The following is a 2,807-nucleotide window of genomic DNA, read 5'->3' as shown; positions in this document are numbered from 1 at the left end:
CGTCGGCAGCCCGCCCCTCAAGTACCGCAAGGCCTACAGCACGGCCTTGAACTGCGACGTCCTCGTCAACGGAAGCGTGATCGGCACGATCTCCGGCGGCGACGGGACCACCCAGACGTGGAGCAGTTCCTCGATCAACATCTCCGGCGACGTCGTGCTGCTCTTCACGAACAAGTCCTCCACCAGCGGCCAGATCACGCTGGACGACATCCAGTGGACGGGCTACGGCAGCGGCGCGCCCGCCTATTACACCGACTGGGCGGCGGGCTACGACTTGGATCCCGAGGGCCCGAACGGCGGCATGGACGACGATTATGACAACGACGGCGTCCCGAACATCGACGAGCTTGTCGGCGGGAGCCACCCGACGAACGGGACCTCGATGTTCGAGATCGTGGACGAGGACAAGCAGGCGGGGGCCAACCAGTTCACCCTGACGATCTCCGCGGTCACGGGCCGCGTGTACAGCGTCTACTACAAAAACACGATGACCAACGCGGACTGGACCCTCGAACGCGCGGTTACCAACATCGCGGCCGGCACGCAGAACTTGTACGTCACCAACAGCCTCGACGCGCGGTTCTACCGGGTCAGCGCGCGAATGCCATAATGCATTGAGCGGCGGGCCGGTTACTTGGCCGTTTCCACCGTCACGCCGCGCGCCGGATGCCAGCGGATCGCGCCGCGCTGGAAGCGCGCGACCAGGCCTTCCTTGTCCCCGGACATCTCGACGTCGGAGACGGGATAGCCCAGCGCCCCCGCCTCCCCGCCCAGGGCCTGCCACCGGTCGCGGATCGGGCCGTGGATCTCGAACGCGCCGCGGTCCGGCGTCCAGTAGATCGAGCCGCCCTTCTCGAAATGGTTGAACCGGCCGATCCCGTCCGGCGTCCCCGTTTCGTCGGTGCCGGGATAGCCGAGGAACGCGCAGGTCTCCCAGCCCAGGGCGGCCCACTTGTCGCGAATGGCCCCGTAAATCGCATGGGCGCCCGTCTCGGGCGTCCAGTAGATCGAGCCGGCGGCGAAATGGATGTAGCGCCCGCGGCCATCCGGGCAGACCTGCTCTTCCGTCTGCGCGGCGCCCAGGAAGCCTTCCGCGCCGCCCAGTTCGCGCCATTTTTGCAGGATCGGCGAATCGGCGCCCGGCGCGTTCGCCTCCTTCTTCAACCGCTCGTTCTCGGCGATCTTGAGAGCCTCTTCCGCCTGTTTCCTCAACTCCAGTTCGGCACGCTCGACGGTTTCCGCGTCCCACCGCTTCCGCTTCTCCATCTCCTCCCGCGCCAGGAGCGCCTGCGACTCCTCCTCCGGCGGGCGTGAAGCCAGGGGCGAGATCGACGCCCGGTTGCGCTCCGCCCGGGCCTCGCCCCGCAGGCCGTCGCGGGAGTCGTAGCGGCCGGCCAGCCGGTGCGGGTTACGCGGGTCCAGGGTGAAGGTGATCTTCCAGCCCTGCAGCAGGTCCCACCGGGCGGCCGGGTTGTTGAAATCAATGTACAGCTCGATGCCGTGGCCGCGCACGACGCCGTTGACGCGGTACGCGTCGTGGTGATCGCCCTTGGCGTAGAACGTACCGAGCCGGCGATCTTCCAGCGGCCGGCCCTGCTCGTCCCTGAACTGGTTGTGCTCGAAATCCTTCCGCATCATGCCCGGCAGGTGGTAGAGATCCAGAATGCCGGAGCGCGGGCCCATCTCGAGGCGCCAGCGGCCGATGAACTGCAATTCGGGCCACGGCCGCGGCGGCTCGATCTCCTTGATGTACGAGGCCCACTCGCCGTACTGGAGGTAGTCGTAGCCGATCCGCGTGATGCGGTCGCGCGGGTCGAACACGCCGGCGTCCGCCCAACTGTTTTTCACCAGGAAGTAGGGATTTCGCGGATCGGTCCGGTTGTACCCGATGATCAGCATCCGGTGGGGGTACGCATCGCCGGCCGGGCCGTTGTAGCGCCAGACCTTCGCGGAAATATCCCCGGCCATCCGGAAATCCCAGATCACCTCGTGGCCGCCGTCCAGGACCGCCTCGAGGGCGGCGGCGTTGCGGGCGTCGTCCTTCGGCAGCCACTCGATCGAGCGGATCCGGTAGTAGCGCGGCGCGGAGAGCGCCGAGTAGGGCAGGTTCGACGGGTCGAGGTTGAAGGCGCTGACCGTGAACTGGTTGGCCCAGAACGGATCGTTCTTGTCCGTGTGCTCGCCCAGATTGGCCGGCAGGCAGCGATACGGCATGTACTTATCCTCGGGGATGGCCAGGGCCATGCAGGGCGAGGCGGACTCGACGGTCATGGCGTGGTCCGACTGGATGCTCGTCTCGCGCTCCGTCGCGGCGGGCACGCGCATCGTGGAGGTATACCAGTGCCCGTTCATCTGAACGGTTTCCAGGAAGAAGACCTGGCCCATGTAGTCGGAGAAGAGTTCCGAGAGATCGCGGTCGCCGTAGCCCGCCCGCTTGTAAGCCGCCTCCATGGCCGCGACGGTGCCGTGGATGAAGCAGTTCCCGCGGCCGCCCTGGTCGCGGACCGGCGTCTGCCACCGGCCCAGGTCCACCGCCGCCGGCCGCGCCAGCGCGGTGGAGGCCGCGAGGACCGGCACTAGAACGGCGCCCCACCATGCGCGTGGTTTCATGCGCCGGTGATACCCGACAGCGCCTGCAAAAGCCACGCGGAAATGCAATCCCTTCGTGATGCAGGGAGCCGTAGGGGCGTCGCTTGCGACGCCCGCTCGTGTTTGGCCCTTTACTAGTCCGCGACATGGCCTGAAGAGAACGAGCTTTTTTCTCTTGGTATTCAGGACCTAGTATATATACTAGGTTACAGAAAGGA

At 66.5% G+C, this 2,807-nt stretch carries 2 protein-coding genes; one reads left to right on the top strand and one right to left on the bottom strand.

The window, feature by feature from the left end; genetic code table 11:
* The coding region (locus KA248_15855; protein MBP7831382.1) for a hypothetical protein at positions 1–610 on the top strand (610 nt) is incomplete at its 5' end.
* Positions 611–630: 20 nt separating this feature from the next.
* Here the strand turns inward: KA248_15855 and KA248_15850 are convergent.
* On the bottom strand, positions 631–1,266 hold the full coding sequence (locus tag KA248_15850; protein ID MBP7831381.1) for a hypothetical protein: 636 nt from the start codon (positions 1,264–1,266) through the stop codon (positions 631–633).
* Positions 1,267–2,807 lie beyond the last annotated feature (1,541 nt).

Source organism: Kiritimatiellia bacterium, from assembly GCA_018001225.1.
Classification (GTDB): domain Bacteria; phylum Verrucomicrobiota; class Kiritimatiellia; order CAIQIC01; family JAGNIJ01; genus JAGNIJ01.
The sequence above is the reverse complement of the archived record's forward strand: the minus strand, read 5'-3'. Positions and strand labels throughout refer to the sequence as shown.

What these genes read in the sequence shown, in the direction of transcription:
- KA248_15850 (MBP7831381.1), bottom strand. Translation starts at nt 1,266, where the DNA reads ATGGAGAAGCGGAAGCGGTGGGACGCGGAAACCGTCGAGCGTGCCGAA.